General features: G+C 75.8%; 18 protein-coding genes. 8 read left to right on the top strand and 10 right to left on the bottom strand.

Going from position 1 to position 17996, the window contains the following annotated elements:
• Positions 1-45 precede the first annotated feature (45 nt).
• Entirely contained in the window at positions 46-714 is a 669-nt protein-coding gene (locus tag BM165_RS02750) for a DUF5701 family protein (RefSeq protein ID WP_244273972.1), read from the bottom strand.
• Between the two features lie 114 nt (positions 715-828).
• On the opposite strand from BM165_RS02750, the gene BM165_RS02745 reads away from it, so the two are divergent.
• Positions 829-1716, top strand: a complete 888-nt coding sequence (locus BM165_RS02745) for a hypothetical protein (protein WP_075011940.1) — start codon at positions 829-831, stop codon at positions 1714-1716.
• A 75-nt stretch (positions 1717-1791) separates the two neighbouring features.
• On the opposite strand, the gene BM165_RS02740 is transcribed toward BM165_RS02745, so the two are convergent.
• Positions 1792-1995: a DUF5999 family protein gene (locus BM165_RS02740; protein ID WP_075011939.1), complete on the bottom strand. Its 204-nt coding sequence runs from the start codon at positions 1993-1995 to the stop codon at positions 1792-1794.
• Between the two features lie 291 nt (positions 1996-2286).
• Complete coding sequence (gene coaA / locus BM165_RS02735; protein WP_075012120.1) at positions 2287-3249, bottom strand: type I pantothenate kinase; 963 nt, start codon at positions 3247-3249, stop codon at positions 2287-2289.
• A 114-nt stretch (positions 3250-3363) separates the two neighbouring features.
• Here coaA and BM165_RS02730 point away from each other — a divergent pair, with 114 nt between their 5' ends.
• Positions 3364-4161 (top strand): GNAT family N-acetyltransferase, encoded by a 798-nt coding sequence (locus tag BM165_RS02730; protein ID WP_075011938.1) that lies wholly within the window; start codon positions 3364-3366, stop codon positions 4159-4161.
• Between the two features lie 6 nt (positions 4162-4167).
• Here the strand turns inward: BM165_RS02730 and BM165_RS25960 are convergent, their stop codons facing one another.
• Both BM165_RS25960 and BM165_RS02720 read right to left on the bottom strand, forming a co-directional pair.
• A complete protein-coding gene (locus BM165_RS25960) occupies positions 4168-5079 on the bottom strand; it encodes a serine hydrolase (RefSeq protein ID WP_083426960.1) in 912 nt (303 codons plus the stop codon).
• A gap of 62 nt (positions 5080-5141) precedes the next feature.
• Positions 5142-5687, bottom strand: a complete 546-nt coding sequence (locus BM165_RS02720; RefSeq protein ID WP_075011937.1) for a YbhB/YbcL family Raf kinase inhibitor-like protein — start codon at positions 5685-5687, stop codon at positions 5142-5144.
• A 153-nt stretch (positions 5688-5840) separates the two neighbouring features.
• Here BM165_RS02720 and BM165_RS02715 point away from each other — a divergent pair, with 153 nt between their 5' ends.
• Positions 5841-6575 (top strand): beta-phosphoglucomutase family hydrolase, encoded by a 735-nt coding sequence (locus BM165_RS02715; RefSeq protein ID WP_075011936.1) that lies wholly within the window; start codon positions 5841-5843, stop codon positions 6573-6575.
• Positions 6572-8944, top strand: a complete 2373-nt coding sequence (locus tag BM165_RS02710) for a glycoside hydrolase family 65 protein (protein WP_075011935.1) — start codon at positions 6572-6574, stop codon at positions 8942-8944. The genes BM165_RS02715 and BM165_RS02710 overlap by 4 nt, the downstream gene beginning before the upstream one ends.
• Before the next feature lie 69 nt (positions 8945-9013).
• On the opposite strand, the gene BM165_RS02705 is transcribed toward BM165_RS02710, so the two are convergent.
• On the bottom strand, positions 9014-9718 hold the full coding sequence (locus BM165_RS02705; RefSeq protein ID WP_075011934.1) for a M50 family metallopeptidase: 705 nt from the start codon (positions 9716-9718) through the stop codon (positions 9014-9016).
• A gap of 163 nt (positions 9719-9881) precedes the next feature.
• Here BM165_RS02705 and BM165_RS02700 point away from each other — a divergent pair, with 163 nt between their 5' ends.
• Both BM165_RS02700 and BM165_RS25110 read left to right on the top strand, forming a co-directional pair.
• Positions 9882-10310 (top strand): antibiotic biosynthesis monooxygenase, encoded by a 429-nt coding sequence (locus BM165_RS02700; protein WP_208976611.1) that lies wholly within the window; start codon positions 9882-9884, stop codon positions 10308-10310.
• 14 nt (positions 10311-10324) lie between these two features.
• Entirely contained in the window at positions 10325-10486 is a 162-nt protein-coding gene (locus BM165_RS25110) for a putative antibiotic biosynthesis monooxygenase (RefSeq protein WP_208976610.1), read from the top strand.
• 197 nt (positions 10487-10683) lie between these two features.
• Here BM165_RS25110 and BM165_RS02695 read toward each other — a convergent pair whose 3' ends face one another.
• Positions 10684-11646 (bottom strand): DUF2332 domain-containing protein, encoded by a 963-nt coding sequence (locus BM165_RS02695; protein ID WP_075011933.1) that lies wholly within the window; start codon positions 11644-11646, stop codon positions 10684-10686.
• Positions 11647-12001: 355 nt separating this feature from the next.
• Positions 12002-12913, bottom strand: coding sequence for an ABC transporter permease (locus BM165_RS02690; RefSeq protein WP_083426959.1), 912 nt, complete (start codon positions 12911-12913; stop codon positions 12002-12004).
• Positions 12914-12925: 12 nt separating this feature from the next.
• On the opposite strand from BM165_RS02690, the gene BM165_RS02685 reads away from it, so the two are divergent.
• Complete coding sequence (locus BM165_RS02685) at positions 12926-13888, top strand: ABC transporter permease (RefSeq protein WP_083426958.1); 963 nt, start codon at positions 12926-12928, stop codon at positions 13886-13888.
• A 9-nt stretch (positions 13889-13897) separates the two neighbouring features.
• Here the strand turns inward: BM165_RS02685 and helR are convergent, their stop codons facing one another.
• Positions 13898-16072 (bottom strand): RNA polymerase recycling motor ATPase HelR, encoded by a 2175-nt coding sequence (gene helR / locus BM165_RS02680; RefSeq protein ID WP_075011932.1) that lies wholly within the window; start codon positions 16070-16072, stop codon positions 13898-13900.
• A 1069-nt stretch (positions 16073-17141) separates the two neighbouring features.
• Between helR and BM165_RS02675 the strand changes: the two genes are divergently transcribed.
• Positions 17142-17381, top strand: coding sequence for a hypothetical protein (locus tag BM165_RS02675; RefSeq protein WP_143107987.1), 240 nt, complete (start codon positions 17142-17144; stop codon positions 17379-17381).
• A 28-nt stretch (positions 17382-17409) separates the two neighbouring features.
• Here the strand turns inward: BM165_RS02675 and BM165_RS25475 are convergent, their stop codons facing one another.
• The gene (locus BM165_RS25475) at positions 17410-17907 is read right to left on the bottom strand and encodes a hypothetical protein (protein ID WP_244273971.1); all 498 of its coding nucleotides are present in this window, start codon (positions 17905-17907) and stop codon (positions 17410-17412) included.
• Positions 17908-17996 lie beyond the last annotated feature (89 nt).

The following is a 17996-nucleotide window of genomic DNA, read 5'->3' as shown; positions in this document are numbered from 1 at the left end:
CGGTCGCCGGGAGCGGCACGCCGGGACGTGCCGCTCCCGGGGCGGTCAGGACAGCGGCACGCGGCCGGACGCCGAGGCGATGCCCAGCCAGGTGTGCCGGTTGCCCGCCCAGCACCAGCCGACCTTGGGGGCGTTGCGCCGCTCCCGCCCGTCACGGCCGGTGCCGTTGCTGATCCACAGCGCCGGCGTGCGGGCGTCGAGTGAGCCGTTCGGCCGCCGCAGCCGGGAGCCGACGGTCATGGTGCAGGCGTTGCGCTCCAGCACACCGGGGCACTGCAGCAGCCAGGTGAGCCCCTCGGCCAGGGTCAGCGGCGTCCGGCCGGCGGCGCGGATCCGCGGCAGCGCGTCGTCGGGCGACACGTCGCGGTACCCGTCGCCCCGCTCGGGCCCGCACAGCAGGTACACCGGGCCCGGGGGAGGAACGGCGTCCTCGACGGGTGCGAACTCGTCGAGGTCGGTCATGTCGACGACGACGAACGCCGGACGGTCCTGCCACCGCACGAACGGCACCAGGGCCGAGGGCGGCACGAGGCCCGGCGGCAGCACCAGCAGCGCGCCGTCGCCGTCCCGGTCGGGGTGGCCGGCGGCCGCGGCCGCCCGCAGGTCGCCGGCCGACAGGCCGGCCCGCTCGTGCAGGCCGAGGGCGACCAGCCGCTCGGCCTGGGCGACCGTCGGCGGGAGGAGCGCGGGCAGGACGGGGAGAGCGGTCGGCACGGGGACCTCCGGCACGGTGACGGGCGGCGGACCGTCGCCCAACGACCCGGGGAGCGGTCCGGTTCCGACCTCTGGGCAGGTGACGGCGACGGCCGGATGGAGGACGATCGGCGCATGGCGGCGACGAGGCAGCTCCGGGTCCGGACGGCGGGAGCGGCGCTGGCCGCGGGTGCGCTGCTCACGGCGGGGTGCGCCGGCACGTCGGGGTTGAGCCCGGCCGCGGTCACCGGGGAGCCGTCGGCACCCGCGTCCGAGTCGCTGTCGGAGTCGCCGTCGGAGTCACCGGCCGAGTCCTCGTCGCCCGGTCCGTCCGCGACGCCGTCACCGGCCCCCGGGACGGAGGAGCCGGCACCGGAGGGCTCGACGTCCGACGACCTGCGCGACCGGCTGCTGCCGGCCTCGGCGTTCGGCGCGGACGCGACCGTCGTCGGGATCACCCTCGACCAGCTCGGCGCCGCGGGCCCGGGGTGGGGCGGCTGGGGCGGCCACTGGGGTCACGACCGCGACGGTGACCACGACGGCTGGGCCGGCGAGGTGACCGTGGAGCCCGAGGGGTGCCGCGCGGCGCTGGAAGCCCTCGAGGGCCTCGAGGGCCTCGACGACGAGGCCGGTGACCTGATGTGGGCGGCACAGGCGGCCCGCACCCCGCAGGCGCAGACCGTGCAGGTGCTCGCCGAGTCACCGCAGATCGCGGAGCTGCAGCTGCCGGTCGACCAGCTGCTCGCCGAGTGCGGGACGGTGACCGCGACCGGCCCGTGGGGCTGGAGCGCCACCGTCGAGGCGACGCCGCTGGACGTGCCGGAGCTCGGTCAGCAGAGCGCCGGGGTGCAGGTGACCGTCGACTGGGCCGGGCGCGAGTCGGTCAGCGTGCTCGTCGGCCTCGTGGTCGACGGGTCGCGCGGCCTGCTGCTGGCGCAGAGCGCGGCGCCGGACGCGGCGGCGCCGGACGCGGCCGCCTTCACCGCCCTGCTCACCGAGGCCGCCGAGACCGCCGCCGGCTGAGACCGGCGCCGGCTGAGCCCGGCGCCGGCCCCGCCGCAGCGGGACCCGCGCCGGGCGGTCGGGGAGGTCCCGGGCCTAGGCGGGGACGAGCCCGGCGGTCCGCCACTGGTGGTGGTCGGCGACCGCGCTGCCGTCGGGCAGCAGCTCGCCGTCGTCGTCGAAGAGGACGACGCCGTTGCACAGCAGGCTCCAGCCCTGTTCGGGGTGGCTGCTCACGACCGCGGCGAGGTCACGCGCGTCGCTGGTGGCGTCGGGGCAGGGGGTGGGGTGTGCGCACATCAGGAGGACTCCCGATCAGGTCGGCGGGGAAGGCCGGATATCACTGGCGGTGAACGTCCGGTGACCGGACGTCTCCGAGTGTGCGCCCGGCCCGGGTCTGCGTCAGGTGACGAATCCCACGACCTGACCCCTTCGGGTCGTCAGACCTCGCCATGGCGGACACGTCCCGGGCGGGCGGACCATGCGCCGCCGACGCGTCGCGTCCAGGGCCCGACCGCCCGTCCCTACCGTTATCCCCAACTGACCTCGATCACCACGGACCACGGCGGAGAGCGCCCCGGGGGGAGGAAGTCAGAGTTTGCGCAGCAGGATCCGGCGGACCGAGTGGTCGGCGGACTTCTGCAGCACCAGGCGGGCGCGCGAGCGCGTCGGGGCGATGTTCTGCCGCAGGTTGGGGCCGTTGACCGCGGCCCAGATCGACAGCGCGGTGGCGCGCGCGTCGTCGTCGCTGAGGTCGGCGTAGCGGTGGAAGTAGGCCGAGGTGTCGGCGAAGGCCGTGCGGCGCAGCGCGAGGAACCGCTCGACGTACCACTCCTGGACGTCGGCCTCGACGGCGTCGACGTAGACGGAGAAGTCGAAGAAGTCCGAGAGGAACACCTCGGGCACGCGGCCGTCGTCGTGGCGGCCGGCCTGCAATACGTTGAGGCCCTCGAGCACCAGGACGTCGGGCCGGTCGACGACCTGCCGCTGCCCGGGCAGCACGTCGTAGGACTGGTGGCTGTACACCGGCGCGCTCACCTCCCCGCGGCCGGACTTCACGTCGGCGAGGAAGCGGATCAGCGCCCGCCGGTCGTAGCTCTCGGGGAAGCCCTTGCGTGCCATGTGGCCGCGCTGCTCGAGGACGGCGTTGGGCCACAGGAACCCGTCGGTGGTCACCAGGTCGACCCGCGGCGAGCCGGGTGCGGCGGCGAGCAGCGTCTGCAGCAGCCGGGCGGTGGTGCTCTTGCCGACGGCGACGCTGCCGGCGACGGCGATGACATAGGGGACCTTGGCCGTGGTGTCGCCCAGGAACCGGCTCTGCGCGGCCCACAGCGCCCGGCTGGCGGTCACGTGCAGCCCGAGCAGCTCGGCCAGGGGCAGGTAGACGGTGGCCACCTCGTCGAGGTCGATGCGGTCGCCGAGGCTGCGCAGCGCCACCAGGTCGGCCTCGTCCAGGGGGAGCGTGCGGGAGCCGGCGAGGGCCCGCCACGCGTCCCGGCCGAAGGCCGCGTAGGGCGAGATCTGGGGCCGGGTCCCTGCCGTCACACCGACCATCGTGCCGCCCGCGCCCCCGCGTCCCGACCGGCGGGTCACCCGGGCGGGGGGAACGGCGTCGTCGGGCGGGCTCCGCGCGGGTCCGCCGGGACGGCCCGCGCATAGGGTGCCGGTGTGCCGACCCGCCGAGGGCTGCTCGACAGCGTCGAGCGGTACGCCGCCGCCGCGCCGCTGCCGGACGCGCGGCTCGTCCCGGCCGGGGCGCTCGACGTGCCGGTCGGCCCGCCGGCCTGGCCCCACCCGGCCCGCCCGCGGCCCGGCGCCGGCGCGGTGACCGCCGACGACGTGCGCGCCGCCGTCGCGCTGCAGGAGGAGGCCGGCCTGCCGGCCGCCGTGGAGTGGGTCGTCGAGCGGGCGCCGTCGCTGGGCGCCGCGGCCCGCGCGGCCGGGCTGGTCGTCACCGAGTTCCCGCTGCTCGTGGTCGACGACCCGGTGGAGGTGCTGCTGCCGGCCGGCGTCCGGCTGTACCTGGTGGGCGCCGAGGACCCGGCGCTGCCGCACTACCAGCACCTGCTGGAGTCCGGGTTCGCCCCGCACCACGCCGACCCCGACCCCGAGGACCTCGAGGGTCCGTCCGACGCCCGGGCCGAGGTGCTGCGCGAGCGGGTCGCCACGGGGCGCACCGTGGTGATGGTGGCGCTCGAGGACGGCATGCCGGTGGGCGTCGGCTCGCACTCCCCGGTCGACGTGGACGGCACCGAGATCAGCGAGGTCGTCGGGGTGGCCAGCTCCCCCCGGCGGCGCGGGCGCGGGGTCGGCGCGGCGCTGGCCTCGGCGCTGGTGGCGCAGGCCCGCGAGACCGCCGACCTGGTCTTCCTCACCGCCGGGGACGACGACGTCGCGCGGGTCTACGAGCGCGTCGGCTTCGCCTGGCTGGGCTCCACCGGGGTCGCCGGCCTGCCCGGCTGCTGACCGGGCTCAGCCGCGCGGTGCCGGCAGCGCGGCCGCGGCGGCCGACAGCGCCGCGCGGGCCTCGTCCCAGGACACCGACGGCGGCAGCTCGCTGAGCAGCACGACCACCCGGTCGCCGCTGACGGCCACCGAGTGCAGGTGCCGCACGCCGTCCACGCAGCACATCCACCCCTGCTTGACCGCCGGCATCCCCGGCAGCGTGCCGAACGCGCCGAACCGCTGGTCGAAGCCGTCGGCGGCCAGCGGGGTGGCGGTGCGCATCCACACCAGCAGCGTCGTCGCGTCGGCGGGGGCGGCGACGGTGGGCAGCAGCGCGAGGAAACGGGCCAGGTCGCGCGCGGTCGTCGTCGTCTCGCCCCACTGGGAGGGGTCGGCCGGGGGAGCGGTGCCGGGGAGGCCGTAGCGGTCGGCGACGTCGCGGACCATCTGCGGGCCGTCGAAGCGGGTCCACAGCTCCGAGGCGGCCGGGTCGTCCGACGAGCGGATCATGTCCTGCAGCAGCGCCCAGTCACGCTCGCCGAGGGTGACCAGCCCGGCGCGGGCGCGGTGCAGCAGGTCCTCGGCGAGGAACAGCTTGACCATCGACGCGGTGGGGAAGGGGCGGTCGGCCGCGGCGCCGTTGTCCGCGGTGCGGTGCGCCAGCCGGGTGTCGCGGGCGTCGGTGGCGCGGCCGGTCGGCCCGGGGGGCTCGGGGCGGGCGGTGAGGGCGACGGCCAGCGTCCCGCCGGGGACGGTCCACGACGCGGTGACGGCCGGCACGACGTCGGCGGCCGGGGGACCTGCGGCGGCCCGGGGTCCGCGGCCCGGGACGACGTCGGCGACCAGGAGCAGCAGCAGCGCCGTCAGCAGGGCGGCGCCGCGGGCGGGGCGCGGCCGGGGCGGTGCGGGCGCCGGCCGGGAAGTGCCCCGGGACGTCATGGTCCCGCGGTACCCCCGGTCCGGCGCCGCCGCACGCGCCGGTCAGGACGTCGTCGTTCCGTTCAGTCCTGGGCGTGGGTGACGACCAGCTGCGCCCGGGCCAGCGTGTGCCCGAACAGGTTGAACCCGTGGAACGCGGGGCTGGCGTCGGCCGGCACGCCCATGTCGGCGGTGTCCAGGGCGTGCACCACGACGAAGTAGCGGTGCGGGCCGTGACCGGCCGGGGGAGCGGCACCGACGTACCCGGCGAACCCGGAGTCGTTGCGCAGCTGCCGGGCGCCCGCGGGCAGGCCCGACCCGTCCCGGTCGCCGGCGCCGGCCGGCAGCTCGGTCACCGAGGCGGGGATGCCGGTGACCACCCAGTGCCAGAAGCCGCTGACCGTGGGGGCGTCGGGGTCGAAGACGGTGACGGCGAACCCCTGCGTCTGCTCGGGGAAGCCCGACCACGACAGCTGGGGGGAGGAGTCCTCACCGCCGGCGCCCATGACGCCGCTGACGCAGCGCATCGGCATCACCTCGCCGTCGCGCACGTCGGTGCTGGTGACGGTGAACGACGGGACGGGCGGCAGGAAGTCGTAGGGGCTCGGCGGGACGGTCCGGTCGGCCATGGGCGGTCCTCTCCTCGGGCGGTCGGGGTGGCCGGGACCGGGTGGTCCGGTGCGGCCCCGCGCCGCCCCAGGCTGCCGCCTGCGGTGGGGAGCTGCGACCCCGGGGGGTTCTCGACAGGTCGAGCCCGCGACACGCCGGTAGCGTGGGCGAGCGTGCTCGGACTCCCGGACCGCATCCGTGCCTGTCTCTTCGACATGGACGGCGTCCTCACCCGCACCGCGACGGTGCACATGGCCGCGTGGAAGCGCACCTTCGACGAGTTCCTGCGGGCCACCGACCCCACGGCGGCGGAGTTCAGCCAGCTCGACTACAACCGCTACGTCGACGGCAAGCCGCGGGCCGACGGCGTCCGGGACTTCCTCGCCAGCCGCGGCATCACGCTGCCCGAGGGCAGCCCCGACGACCCCCCTGACGCCCGCACCGTGCACGGCGTCGGCCGCCGCAAGAACGAGCTGCTGCTGACCGAGCTCGAGGAGCACGGCGTCGAGGTGTACCCGGGCTCGATGACCTACCTGCGGGCCGCGCGGGAGGCGGGGCTGGCCACCGCCGTCGTCACCGCCTCGGCCAACGGCGAGCAGGTCATCACCGCCGGCGGCTTCGCCGACCTCATCGACGCCCGCGTCGACGGCGTGGTGACCGCCCGCGAGGGCCTCCGCGGCAAGCCCGCCCCCGACACCTTCCTCGCCGGCGCCCGCGCGCTCGGCGTCGAGCCGTCGGCCGCGGCGGTGTTCGAGGACGCGCTGGCCGGGGTCGCCGCCGGCCGGGCCGGGGACTTCGGGTTCGTCGTGGGCGTCGACCGGGTCGGGCAGGGCGACGCGCTGCGGGAGAACGGCGCCGACGTCGTCGTCACCGACCTCGACCAGCTGCTCGACGGGGGTGCGCGGTGACCGAGGGCCGGCCCAGCTTCCCCGTCGAGCCGTGGTCGCTGACCGAGATCGGTCTCGACCACCCCTCCCTCGGCGTGCACGAGTCGGTGTTCGCGCTCGCCAACGGGCACATCGGCATGCGCGGCTCGTTCGAGGAGGGCGAGCCGATCGTCGTCCCGGGCACCTACCTCAACGGATTCTTCGAGGAGCGGCCGCTGCCCTACGCCGAGGCCGGCTACGGCTTCCCCGAACAGGGCCAGACGGTCGTCAACGTCACCGACGGCAAGCTGATCCGGCTGCTGGTCGGCGACACCCCCCTCGACCTCGACTACGGCGAGATCGTCGAGCACCGCCGCACCCTCGACCTGCGCCGCGGGGTGCTGCGCCGGGTCACCGAGTGGCGCTCGCCCAACGGCCGCACCGTCAAGGTGACCAGCACCCGCCTGGTGTCGCTGCGCCGCCGCTCGATCGCCGCCATCGAGTACGCCGTGGAGTGCACCGACGACCGCGGTGACCTGTACGTGGCGCTGCAGTCGGACCTGCTGGCCAACGAGCCGGTCGACAGCGGCCGCGAGAGCGACGACCCGCGTGCCGCCGCCGCGCTGCGCCGCCCGCTGGTCAACGAGATGGCCGTCGCCCGCGGGCAGCGCGCGGTGCTGGTGCACCGCACCCGGCGCAGCAAGCTGCGCATGGCCGCCGGCATGGACCACGTGATCGAGGTCCCCGACAGCGCCACGCTGGACATCGAGGCGGGGGAGGACCTCGCCCGCTTCACCCTCGCCGCCCGGCTGCCGCAGGGGTCGTCGCTGAAGCTGGTCAAGTACCTGTCCTACGGCTGGAGCTCGCGCCGCTCCTCCGCGGCGCTGCGCGACCAGGTCGAGGGCGCCCTGGCGACCGCGAAGCTCGCCGGCTTCGAGCGACTGCTGCGCGAGCAGCGCGAGGTCCTGGACTCCCACTGGGCGCAGGCCGACGTCGAGATCGAGGGCGACGACGAGCTGCAGCAGGCGGTGCGGGTCGGCGTCTTCCACCTCCTGCAGGCGGGCCTGCGTGCCGAGCGGCAGCCCATCCCCGCCAAGGGGCTCACCGGGCCCGGCTACGACGGGCACACCTTCTGGGACACCGAGACCTACGTGCTGCCGGCGCTGACCTACATCGCGCCCGACGCCGTCCGGGACGCGCTGCGCTGGCGGCACTCCACCCTCGACCTGGCCCGCGACCGCGCCCGCGAGCTCGGCCGCCGCGGCGCGACCTTCCCCTGGCGCACCATCCGCGGGGAGGAGACCAGCGGCTACTGGCCGGCGGGGACGGCGGCCTTCCACATCAACGCCGACATCGCCGACGCCGTCGTGCGCTACGTGCACGCCACCGGCGACGAGGAGTTCGACCGCGACTTCGGCACCGAGCTGCTCATCGAGACCGCGCGGCTGTGGGCGTCGCTGGGGCACTTCGACGCCGAGGACGGGTTCCGCATCGACGGGGTGACCGGGCCCGACGAGTACACCGCCGTCGTCGACAACAACGTCTACACCAACCTCATGGCGCAGCGGAACCTGCGCGAGGCGGCCGCCGCGGTGGAGCGCCACCCCGACGTCGCCGGCCGGCTGCAGGTCACCGAGGACGAGGTGGGGCACTGGCAGCGGGCCGCGCGCCTCATGCGGGTGCCCTGGGACCCGAGGCTGGGCGTGCACATGCAGTCCGAGGCGTTCACCCACCACGAGGAGTGGGACTTCGCCGCGACCCCGCCCGACCACTACCCGCTGCTGCTGCACTACCCCTACTTCGAGATCTACCGCCGGCAGGTGGTCAAGCAGGCCGACCTGGTGATGGCGCTGCACCTGCGCGGGGACGCCTTCACCCACGAGGAGAAGGTCGCCGACTTCGCCTACTACGAGGCCCGCACGGTGCGCGACTCCTCTCTGTCGGCGACCCAGCAGGCGGTGGTGGCCGCCGAGACCGGCCACCTGGAGCTGGCCTACGACTACTGGGGCGAGGCAGCGCTCACCGACCTGCAGAACCTGCACGGCAACGCCGGGCACGGCCTGCACATCGCCTCGCTGGCCGGTGGCTGGACGGTCGCCGTCGCCGGGTTCGGCGGCATGCGCGACCACGACGGCCGGCTGCTGTTCGCCCCGCGGCTGCCCTCCCGGATCACCGGCCTGCGCTTCCGGCTGGCCTACCAGGGGCGGGTCCTCGAGGTGGCCATCGGCCGGGAGCAGACCACCTACCGGCTGCACGACGGCGAGCCGCTCGACATCCACCACCACGGGCGCCGGGTGACCGTGACCGAGAACGAGCTGGTGCTGGACAACCCGCCGGCGCCGGAGGTGGCCCCGGTGACCCAGCCGCCCGGCGCCGCGCCCCGCCGCCGGGGCAAGGGGCAGCGCGACTAGCCGGAGGACCCGTCCCCGCCGCTCCGCCCGGGGCGGGACGCGGCAGGAGGGCCGTTCGAGCACGTCACCTCAGGGGACCAGCAGCCAGCGGGCGGCCAGGACGAGGGCGGCGACGTCGACGAGCAGGAAGGCGCCGACCCACAGCAGCGCGGGCAGCCGGGTGAGCCGGGCGAGCTGGTCGGCGTCGGAGTCCGGCGCGGCCCGCGCCCGCCGCGCGGCCTGCAGCTCGAGCACGGTGCGCGGCGCGGCCAGCAGCAGGAACCAGGTGACGGCGGCGGCGACCGCGGCCTGACCGGCGGGCGGCAGCCACGCGGTGACGGCGGCCAGCGCGGCGCCGGTGACGAGCACCGCCCACAGTCCGTAGAGGTTGCGGATCTGCAGCAGCAGGAGGGCGAGCAGGACCAGCAGCGCCCACAGCACGCCCACCGCGTGTCCGGCCGCCAGCAGGGCCGCCGCGCCCAGCCCGAACAGTCCGGGACCCACGTAGCCGGCCGCGCAGGTGAGCACCATGCCGGGGCCGCTGGGGCGCCCGGCCGACACCGTCAGCCCCGAGGTGTCCGAGTGCAGCCGGATCCCGGCTAACCGGCGGCCGGTGGCCAGCGCGGCCAGTCCGTGGGCGCCCTCGTGGGCGATGGTGACCACGGTCCGCGCCGGCCGCCACAGCGCCGGCGTCGCCACCACGAGCAGGGCGACGACGGCCGCCCCGGCCAGCACCTCGAGGGGCAGGGGCGCCTCGGCCGTGACGCGGCTCCAGAGGCGGTCGACGGCGTCCATCCCGGCGAGTCAAGCGCACCCACCGGCAGCGCGCTGGATGCGGGACGTCACCGTGTCGACCGTTATCCCCAACATTAGCTTGGCAACCCCTGACGGGAAGACCGCAGCGGGAGCGGGGGAGATCACGCTGCGGCCTGGCCCGTCGCTCACCGATCCTGGGAGCGTGACCTCGCCACCGTCCGTCGCCGCCGCGAGCCTGCCGGTGACGCTGTCCTTCACCCGCCGGGCCGATCCCGCGCACACCCGCGAGATGACCGCCTGGATCCGCGCCGGCCTCACGATGGCCGAGTCGTTCCCCGGGTTCCTCGGCGCGGGATGGGTGCGCCCGCGCGACGGCTCCGACGAGTGGCACATGCTGTGCCGCTTCGCCGACCCGTCGGCGCTCGGGGTCTGGGAGGCCTCGCCGGAGCGGGCGTGGTGGCTGCGGTCGGCCGAGGGGCTGGCGGAGGTCACCCGCACCGAGCGCCGCACCGGCATCGAGGGCTGGTTCGACCAGCCGGCCGGCACGGAGGGTGGTCACCCCGGCCGGTCCTCCGGCCCCACCGGCGCTGGAAGCAGGCGACGACGATCTGGCTGGTCTTCCACCCGCTGAACCTTCTGGCCACGGTGACCCTGGGGGCGCTGCTCGCCGACGTCCACGTGGCCCTGCGGGTGCTCGCGGTCACCCTGGCCCTCACGCCGGTGATGACCTACGTGCTGCTGCCCTGGATCACCCGTCGGCTCGGATGGTGGCTGCAGGGTCGTTCCTGGCGCGACCGCCGTCGCTGAGCCGGCGAACGCGTCCGGCTCGCTTCGCAGTCGACCGTTATCCCTAACTAGCTGTTGTTTTTATGGGGAACACAAGAACAAGCCCGAGAAGGGGGAACCGGCGTCCCGGTCGCGATCCCGGGACGAGCGCCGCCCGCCGGGGGAGTGGCGATCGTCGGGCGGTGCTCCGCCTCCCGTCCGGCTGCCGGCGTTGCCGGTCACCCGAGCCAGTCGATCCGGCCGCCGTGGGGAGCGGTGCGGGCCAGGGGGCGGCCGTCGAGGGAGAGCACGAGGTGCGGCCCCCACCCCCCGGGGTACGGCTCGCCGGTGCCGGGCACCATCCCGGCGCCCTCCTGGGCGATCCAGCACACCGGCAGCCCGCGCACCCGGTCGACGAAGGCCGCGCGGTGGTCCGCGTCGAGGTAGGGCAGCACGGCGGTGTGCAACACCACCGGCGTCGCACCGTCGGGCACGAGCGCGAGGGCCGCGGGCAGCTGCTCGAGCAGGTCGCCGGTCAGCAGGGTCGGTGGGTCGGCGGCGGCGACCGCCGCCGCGGCCTCGAGTCGCTGCAGGCGCTCGACCTCGACCGGGCCGGGCCAGACCAGGCAGCGCAACCAGGCGACGTCGCCGGGGTCGGTGACGTCGAGCGGGTCCAGGTCCACACCGATCCGTGCGACCACCTCCGGCGGCGCGGCCGGCACCGGTACCGCGCCGCTCGTCGTGCACCGGATCAGCACCGGGCCCGGCGGCCCGACCGCTCGGCCGTCGTACTCGTAGCCGTACCGGTCGGGGTAGAGGCACAGCCCGGCCGAGGTCCCCACCTCGACGAGGGCGAGCGGCCCCTCGACCATGGCCAGAGCGGGCAGCAGCGCGGCGCAGCGCGCGGGCTCGTTGGTCTGGATCGTTCGCGTCAACAGCGTCTGCCGCAGGCGGTGGCCGTCGGCCAGCACCCGGTCCCGTAGCTCGGCCCCGTCGGCCGGGATGCCCCCGAGGAACCGGAGGACGGCGAGGACCAGCGGGGGAGTGCTCCTCTCCGCCGGCAGGCCGGCCAGGAAGGCCAGGACCTCCCGGTCGCCGGCCACGGCGGCGGCCAGCGCGGAGTAGGCCGGCGCCTCGACGGCGGTCTCCCTGCTGAACGCGCGGTACCCCTCGGCGATCCGGTCCCGCGCGTCGTCGTCCATCGCTCGATCGTGCCCCGGACGCCGACAGAGGGGAGCTGCCGGCGTCGGGTGGAGGACGTGCGACCCGCTGCCGATGTCAGTCGGGACGACGCCACGAGGCATAGGCCTCGTGCGCCCCTTGACCGTTATCCCTAACAACAATTCGTCTTTTTCACACGAGCAAGAACCAACCGCAAGGACGGAGCAGGTCGACCGCATCGCCGTCGGGGTCGGGGTCGCGGTCGTGGGCGACCCGCTGACCCACGGCATGCCGGTGGGCAGGCTCTGCACCAGCCCGCCGAGGTCGGACACGTGGGGGAGTGCGGCGTCGGCGACCTCGACGCCGACCAGGACCCGGCCGCCGGACCGCGGGGAGTCATCGGTCGTGGGCACCCCGGCCGGCGTTGCGCAGTCCCTCGCCGAGGAGCACGAAGGCGGCCACCGCGACGACCAGGACGACGCTGGGCAGGACCAGCGCGTGCGGCGCACGGGAGGCCACCTCACCGCCCTGCTGGAGCAGGATGCCCCAGGACTCGGTGGGCCGCTGGAGGCCGACCCCGGCGAAGGTCAGCACCGCCTCGGCCGAGATGAGCACCCCGGCGTAGGCGCTGGCGAACACCACCAGCGGGCGCGCGGCGTTGGGCAGCACGTGGCGCGCGAGCAGCCGCAGGGGGCCGACACCCAGCGCGCGGGCCGCCGTCACGTGGTCCAGGGCCAGCACCTGCCGCGTGCTGGCCCGCGCGATCCGCACCATGGGCGGCCAGCTGAACACCGCGAGCACGGCCACGACCTGCCACACCCCGCGCCGGTCGGTCGCGCTGAGCAGGACGACGCCACCGAGCACGAGCGGGATGCCCGACCACACGTCGGTCACCCGCGACACCAGGCCGTCGAGCAGGCCGCCGGCGTACCCGGCGAGCGTCCCCAGGACGACGGCGAGCAGGCCGGTCAGCGCGACGACCGACAGGGCCAGCAGCAGCGAGGTCCGGGCGCCGTAGACCGTCTTGGCGGCCAGGTCGCAGCCGAAGACGTCGAAGCCGAAGGGGTGCGACCACGACGGCGGCACCAGCGAGTCGGCGAGGTCGCAGGAGCGCGGGTCGGCGTCGGTGAACACACCGGGTACCACCGCCACGGTGGCCAGCAGGACCAGCAGGACGGTGCCGACCGCGAGCGGCGCGTTGCCCGGACGCCGGCCGGCTGCCGGGCCTCCTGCGGCGCGGGCGGGGGACGAGGACGACACCGGCGGAGTCTCGCCGAGGACGGCCCCGGCGTCGACCGCGCTGATCACGGTCCTGCCACGATGTCGGCCGTGCTCGCCTTCGCCGTCCGCCGGACCGGGCAGATGCTGCTGAGCCTGTGGGCCGCCGTGACGCTCGTCTTCGTCGCCGTGACGCAACTGCCCGGGGACCCGGTGCGGGCCCTGTTCGGGTTCGAGCCGCCGCCACCGGCCCTCTACGCCCGCATCCGCAGCGACTTCCACCTCGACGAGCCGCTGCTGGTGCAGTACGCGCTGTACCTGCGTGACCTGCTGACCGGGGACTGGGGCAGCGGCCTGCCCCGCCTGCGCGGGGACGCCGTGGTGCCCGGGCCGGCCGTCCTCGACGTCGTCGCCGCCACGGCGCCGGTCAGCGCGGTGCTGCTGGCCGGCGCGGTCGTCGTCCAGCTCGTCATCGGCGTCGTGGCCGGGGCGCTGGCGGCCGGCGGGCGGTGGACCGGCCGGGGTGTGTACGCGGTGGCCACGGTGCTCGTCGGCACGCCGGTCGTGGTGGCGGCGGCCCTGCTGCGGTTCGTGTTCGTCTCCGAGCTGGGCTGGGCGCCGTTCAACGGGCTCTCCGGCGACCCGGCGGCCTACGTGCTGCCGGTCCTCGCGCTGGCCGCCCTGTCGACCGGCTACGTCGCGCTCATCACCCGGGCCGAGGTCGGCGACACCCTGCGCAGCCCGTTCGTGCAGGCCGCCCGCGGCCGCGGCCTGCGCCCGTGGCGGGTGGTGGGGGTGCACGCGCTGCGGCCGTCGCTGACGCCCGTCGTGACGTTCGTGGCCGCCAACCTCGGGCAGCTCTTCGTCGGCCTCATCGTCGTCGAGGGCGTCTTCGTCATGCCCGGTGTCGGCGCGGCGATCCTCGGCGCGATCCAGGACCGGGACCGGGCGCTGCTGGTCGGACTCACCACCGTGGTGATCGCGGCGGTGATCGTGGCCAACGCGGTCGCCGACATCGCCGCGGCGGCCCTCGACCCGCGGGTGCGGCTGCAGCCGGCCAGCTGACACCCCAGCTCAGGACCGGGTGAGGACGACGAGCTGCGAGGTCGTCCGGGTCATCGCGACGTAGCGGTCGACCGCCCCCTCGACGCCGCCGCCGAACGCCTCGGGGTCGACGAGGACGACGAGGTCGAACTCCAGTCCCTTGGCCAGCTCCGGCGTCAGGGACCGGACGCGCGGGGTCGGCCGCAGCCCGGGGGCGCCGATGACGCAGGCGATCCCGTCGGCGTGCGCGGCGAGCCACTCCTCGAGCACCCGGCCGAGCTCGGGAACGGCTCCGCGGACGACGGGGACGCCGCTGCTGCGGACGGAGGTCGGCACGTTGGCGTCGGGCAGCACGGCGCGGATGACCGGCTCGGCCTCGGCCATCACCTCGGCCGGCGTCCGGTAGTTCACCGTCAGCGAGGCCACCTCGACCCGGTCGAGGCCGACCCGCCGCAGCCGCTCGCGCCAGGACCCGGTGAACCCGTGCCGGGCCTGCGCGCGGTCGCCGACGACCGTCATGCTGTGGGACGGGCAGCGCGACAGCAGCATCTGCCACTCGGCGTCGGTCAGCTCCTGCGCCTCGTCGACCACGACGTGCGCGAACGGGCCGGCGAGCAGGTCGGGATCGGGGGTGGGCAGGGCGGCGTCGTCGACCAGGGCGTCCTGCAGGTCACCGTGGCGCAGGCTGGTCATCAGCAGCAACTCGGAGTCGTCGGCGGCGATCAGCTCGTCGATGACGCCGGACATGCGCTCCCGCTCGGTGGCGACGGCGGCCCGGTGCCGGCGCGCCTGCCGCTCCACCTCCGGGTCGCCGACGCGCTGCCGTGCTGCGTCGAGGAGGGGCAGGTCGGACACCGTCCACGCGTGGGGCTCGGCGCGCTGCAGTGCCCGGACCTCGTCCGGGCCCAGCCACGGTGCGCACCGGCGCAGATAGGCCGGCACCGACCACAGGTCCCCGACGACGTCGGTGGCCTCGAGCAGCGGCCACGCGCGGTCGAAGGCCGCGCGCAGCTCCCGGTCCTGGAGGAGCGTGCGGCGGATGCGGTCGCGGGAGACGTCCTCGTCGTCGTGGGCATCGTCGTGCGCATCGTCGTGCGCGTCCACGAGGATCTCCAGCAGCGCCTCCCACGCCTGCCCGCGCCCCTCGTTGTGCGGCGTGCCGGGCTCCGGCGTCGCGAACGCCTCCGCCCAGTCCTCCGGGCCGAGCCGGACGTCGGACCACGGCGTGGTGACGGTCATCGCCGTGCCGGGCGGCTGCTCGTGGAAGCGGACCGCCTCCTCGACCGCGCCCACCAGGCGCGCGGAGGCCTTGAGGCGGGCCACCTGCGGGTCGCGCTCCGGTCCTGCTGCCGCTCCCTCGGGGACGAGGTCGCGCAGGGTGGCGATCTGCACCTCCTCCTCGCCGAGGGAGGGGAGCACGTCGGAGACGTAGGCCAGGTAGGGCTGGGAGGGGCCGACGACCAGCACCCCGCCCCGGCGCGGGCCGAGGTGGGAGTCGGCGTAGAGCAGGTGGGCGGTGCGGTGCAGGGCGACGACGGTCTTACCGGTCCCCGGTCCGCCGTCGACGACGAGGGCGCCGGCCGAGCCCGCTCGGATGATCGCGTGCTGGTCGGCCTGGATGGTGCCCAGCACGTCCCGCATCCGGGCCGACCGGGTGGCGCCCAGGCTGGCGATGAAGGCCGACTGGTCGTCGAGGGCGGCGTGTCCCTGCCACCCCTCGGCGGTGAAGACCTCGTCCCAGTAGTCGGTGACGCGGCCGCGGGTCCAGCGGTACCGGCGGCGGCTGACCAGACCCATCGGGTCAGCGTGGGTGGCGCCGAAGAAGGGCTCGGCGGCGGGGGAGCGCCAGTCGACCAGCAGCCGGCGGCCCGCGCCGTCGGTGAGGCCGAGCCGGCCGACGTAGACGGGTGCGCTGCCGTCCGCGGCGACGACGCGGCCCAGGCACAGGTCCAGGCCGAAGCGCCGCAGGGTGCGCAGGCGGGCGCTGAGCCGGTGCACCTCCAGGTCGCGGTCGAGAGCGGCCTGCCCGGCGCCGCCGCGTGTCCGGCGCTCGGCGTCGAGCCGCGCGGACAGGTCGGCGATCGTGCGCTCGAGGCCGGCGGCGACGGCGGCGAGGTGCCGCTCGTCGTCGGCGATGAGGACGGGGTCGGCCTTGGCGGCGAGGTGGTCGGGGAGGTCGAACGCGCTGGCGGTCGTGGCGGTCACGGGAGCGGCTCCGGAGGTGCGGGGGAGAGGCGGCGTGGTCCCCGGCCCGTTCGGCGGGGTCGACGGCGGGTGGTCCCGGCCTCGGCGGGCGAGTCTGCGACCTCACCCGGGTCTTGCCGCAAGCCCCGGGGCGCGCTATACGTTGAGGTGGGACGAGGACGGGCGTGCTGCTCCGCCGTCCCTCCCGACTCCAGGCCACCACCGGATCGCCGTCGTGCCGGTGTCTGTGCGTCGCCGCCGGACGGGTGTGGCACCGAGGTGCTCGAGCGCCCGGGCGGACGTCGGCACGCGGCCGTCTTCGGGCACCTGTCCCGCCGGTGCGACGACGACCAGGGAGCTGCGGTGGCGACACGCGGGACCGGCACGGCGTGTGGTCCCGCCGGCTCCATGATCGTCCGCCGCGGGGCGCGTGTCCGGTGACGGACGACGACGGGTGGCGTCGGGTGACGTCGGGTGACGTCGGACCGGAGCCCGCGCCGGCCTGGGCGCCGACCCGTGCCGGCCCGGTCAGGCGTCGGACGACGGTCCCGGGCGCAGCCGGGGGAATGGGCGGACGACCTCATCGGGGCGGGGTCGCTCCCGACTAGTTGACATAATGTGCATTATCGGCGCGACGTTCACGTGCGCGGACGGCGCACGATCGGCCGCCCGACCAGCTGCCGCTGGGTGTCCGCGACACGTGCCGTTCCCACCGGTTCGCCGGCACGGACGACGCCGTTGACGACCGCGCACGCGTCCGCCCGGATGTCGACCGCCGTCTGTCCGGCCGCGCGGATCTCGACGGCCCGGCATCCGGCTGCTGCTCGTCGGCCGGCTGCGGCTCCGGCCCGCCGCCGGGTTCCCGAGCCGGCCCACGGAGCTGCCTGCCGCCGGCGACTCCGGTCGCCGTCCGTGCCGCTCCTGCGGGTCCCGACCCGGCCACCTGGACCACGGACCGGCAGCCGCGACCGTTCGGACCCCTCCTCCGGGCAGCCCGCCACACCACCATAATTACGTCACAGTGACGGAAGCGCGGGGGTGTCCGTGCTTCGACGGGCGGCTCGACCGCTGCCTGCTTAGGGTCGAGGACATGGAACTCCGACGTCCGATCGCCGCCCTCTTGACCGCGCTGGCGCTCGTGGGAGGCGGCGCGACGGTGACCGCCTGCGCGTCGTCGGGGCAGGACGCCAACGACGGCACGACCGACGACAGTGAGAACACCAGCGGCGACGACCCGTCCGAGGACTCCCGGGACAACCTGCCCGACAACAGCAACCCGGACGAGGGTGCCCCCGAGGACCAGGACGACGACACGCAGGACCCGGACTGATCCGGAGTCCCGCGGACGGCCGGTCGGCTCAGCCGGCGCGCTCGGTGACCCAGAGCCGGTCGAGCCGGCCGGTCGAGTGCACCAGGTCGGCCAGGGACCGCTCGAGCTCGGCCTTGGTGTGCCGCTCGCCGAGCAGGGTCTGCACGTCCTCGAGGGCGCAGCGGAGCTGGAACAGCCGGTCCTGCAGGCCGTCGAGCTCGGCGCGCCGCACCAGCACGACGTCGTCGGAGAGGCCGGCCTTGGCGGTGGCCGAGCGCTGCTCGTAGGCCCGCTGGCGGCAGGCCTGCCCGCAGTAGAGGCGCGGGCGGCCGACCGACCCGGCCTGGGGCAGGACCCGCCGGCACCAGCCGCACCGGCGGTCGGTGCCGCTCCCCTGCCCCGCGTCCTCCCCCGCCGTCGGGACCGGCGTCGTCACCGTGGTCGTCCTGCTCCTGGTCGTCCTCCGCTCCGGTGTCGTGCCCACCGCCGTCCGGACGGCCGTCCGGACCGTTCCCGCGTCGGTGCCGCGGACCTGCTGCTCAGCCACGGCGGGGACGCTAGACGTCCCCACCGACAGTCCCGGGTGACACGCCCGTGCAGGGCCGGAGAAGGGCCTGGTGGGGGCGTCGGGGTGCG

Origin of the sequence: Geodermatophilus obscurus (genome assembly GCF_900115395.1) — a bacterium.
In the GTDB taxonomy this organism is placed as follows: Bacteria; Actinomycetota; Actinomycetes; order Mycobacteriales; family Geodermatophilaceae; genus Geodermatophilus; species Geodermatophilus obscurus_B.
Note: the sequence above shows the minus strand (reverse complement) of the source record. Positions and strands in the feature narration are given on the sequence as shown.